Source organism: Nocardia sp. NPDC060220 (genome assembly GCF_042727815.1).
GTDB lineage: Bacteria > Actinomycetota > Actinomycetes > Mycobacteriales > Mycobacteriaceae > Nocardia.
Map to the genome: position 1 here is coordinate 1 of NZ_JBHWZY010000957.1, position 2439 is coordinate 2439.

3 protein-coding genes are annotated in these 2439 nt (G+C 69.0%); 1 reads left to right on the plus strand and 2 read right to left on the minus strand.

Going from position 1 to position 2439, the window contains the following annotated elements; translation table 11 throughout:
- The coding region (locus ACFWF3_RS32225) for an acyl-CoA dehydrogenase family protein (RefSeq protein ID WP_379317603.1) at positions 1-587 on the plus strand (587 nt) is incomplete at its 5' end.
- 14 nt (positions 588-601) lie between these two features.
- On the opposite strand, the gene ACFWF3_RS32230 is transcribed toward ACFWF3_RS32225, so the two are convergent.
- Together ACFWF3_RS32230 and ACFWF3_RS32235 are read right to left on the minus strand one after the other, a co-directional pair.
- On the minus strand, positions 602-1519 hold the full coding sequence (locus tag ACFWF3_RS32230) for an LLM class F420-dependent oxidoreductase (protein WP_379317607.1): 918 nt from the start codon (positions 1517-1519) through the stop codon (positions 602-604).
- A gap of 69 nt (positions 1520-1588) precedes the next feature.
- Positions 1589-2439, minus strand: an 851-nt coding sequence (locus ACFWF3_RS32235) for a GGDEF domain-containing protein (RefSeq protein ID WP_379317605.1), incomplete at its 5' end; no start/stop codon positions are given.

The following is a 2439-nucleotide window of genomic DNA, read 5'->3' on the forward strand; positions in this document are numbered from 1 at the left end:
CCTGGGACACCCTCGGCGTGCGGGCGACCCGCAGCGACGACACGATCTTCGACAACGCGCGTGCCGAAGCCGCGACGCTCGCGGGAACGCACGCGCCCGGCGGTGCCTACCCCCCGCTGATCAACGGCATCCTCGGCTGGTATCTGCCGCTGCTGGCCAATGTCTACTTCGGGATCGCCCGGCGGGCGCTCGATGTCGCGATCCTGCACGCCGGCACCCGCTCCTCGCTGGTCCCTGGTGTCGAGGCCCACGCCGGCAAACCGGCGGTACAACGCCAGATCGCCGAAGCCGAAATCCAGCTCGACGCCGCGTACGCACTGCTCGAGACGGCGACCCGGGACGCGGACGTCGGCGTCGATCTCGGTGTGTGGGCGGTTCCGCGTCTGTTCTCGGCGAAGGAATTCGCCACCAGGACAGCCAAGAACGTCGTCGACACCGCGGTGCAGGTGGTCGGCGCGTCGTCGGTCAGTCGCCGCAACGAACTCGAACGCCTCTACCGCGACGTCCGCACCGGACAACTCCATCCCCCCAACACCGACGCGATCCTCGACGTGGTCGGCCGCACCGCCCTCGGTCTGCTTCCCTGACCGCGATATCGATCTCAGAGCTGCGATTGCACCTCGGCGGCAATGAGTTCCAGGTGATCGAGATCGGCGAGATCGAGGATCTGGAGGTAGATCCGGCTCGCGCCGATCTCGCGGTAGCGGGCGATCTTGTCGACGACCTCGGCGGGCGAGCCGGCCAGGCCGTTGCTCGCGAGTTCGTCCACCTCGCGGCCGATCGCGGCGGCCCGGCGCGCTACCTCGGCGTCTGTGCGCCCGACGCAGGCGACCAGGGCGTTGGAGTAGATCAGTTCGTCGGTGCGCCCGGCCGCGCGCACCGCGGCGCGCACGCGGTCGAACTGGGCGGCGCTGTCGTCGATCGAGGCGAACGGCATGTTGAACTCGGTGGCATAGCGGGCCGCCAGGCGCGGGGTGCGGACCTTGCCGTTGCCGCCGATGATCACGGGAACCGGGTCTTGCACGGGCTTGGGCAGGGCAGGGGAGTCGGTGAGCTGATAGTGGGCGCCCTCGAAGCTGAACGTCGCCCCCGGCTTGGTGTCCCACAGTCCGGTGATGACGGCCAGTTGCTCTTCGAGCAGGCCGAACCTGTTGTCCGGGAACGGGATTCCGTACGCGGCGTGTTCGGCGGCGAACCAGCCGCTGCCGAGACCGAGTTCGACCCGCCCGTTCGACATCTGATCCACCTGGGCGATCTGGATGGCCAGCGGCCCCGGCAGCCGGAACGTGGCGGCGGTGACCAGGGTGCCCAGCCGGATGCGGGAGGTGTCCCTGGCCAGCCCGGCCAGGGTGATCCAGGCATCGGTCGGGCCGGGCAGGCCCGAGGCATCGCCCATCGCGAGGTAGTGGTCGGAACGGAAGAACGCGTCGAATTCGAGCTCCTCGGCGGCGCGGGCCACCGACAGCAACGTGTCGTAGTCGGCGCCCTGCTGGGGTTCGGTGAAGATGCGGAGGTCCATGATCACCATCGTGCCCGATGCGAACAGGTCCGGCGCGGCGGCGGCCTGATCGCCGGGCAACGATCGGCGCTACCGGCTGTTGTCCGGGTCGTCCGGGTGGCGGTGGTCCGGCGGCGGGCTGAGTTCGTCCACCACCACCAGGTTCCCGCCGGACTGCTTGGCCCGGTACATCGCCGCGTCGGCGGATTGCAGCAGTCGGTCCGCGGTCGGGCAGGGGCAGCGTGGACAGATCGTCGCGTCGAAAATCGCCACACCGACGCTCGCGGTGACAGCCACCGTGGTTTCCGGCGGTTCGGCGACCACTCGGCACAGCCGTTCGGCTTCCCTGCGCGCGGCGGCCGCGGAGATCGGGGCAGCCACCACGAATTCCTCCCCGCCCGTCCGCGCCACGACCGCCATCTCCCCGGCGGCATCGCGCAGCCGCCGGGCGGTGCGCATCAAGACGATGTCGCCGATGCGGTGGCCCCAGGTGTCGTTGACGCTTTTGAACCGGTCGAGGTCGAAGCAGATGACACACATCGCGGGATTGCGGTCCATCAGCTGTTGCAGCCGGTTCTCGAGACCGCGGCGGTTCAGCAGGTCGGTGAGCGGGTCCGACTGCGACTCGGTGCGCAGCAGCGAATAGAGCAGCTGGAACGCGGGCACCGCGCTGACCACTGACGCGAGTAGTAATGCGACCGCGAGGGCCAGTTCGATGCTCCCGCCGCCGGTGGCGATCCGCACCGAGAACACCACCACCGAGAGCAGCGACCACACCGAATGCACGGCCAGTGCTTTGGCGCTGTGGAAAAAGCTCAGGTAGCTGCCGGTGCCGAGGAGCAGGACGGTGCCCATCGCCCCGAACAGTCGATCCTGCAACTGGAGGAATTCCACCGTGAACAGCACATCGGCGCTGGCGATCAGGATCAGCGACTCGGTCC

Coding starts and splice junctions, on each gene's coding strand:
- ACFWF3_RS32230 (WP_379317607.1), bottom strand. CDS start 1,519: ATGGACCTCCGCATCTTCACCGAACCCCAGCAGGGCGCCGACTACGAC.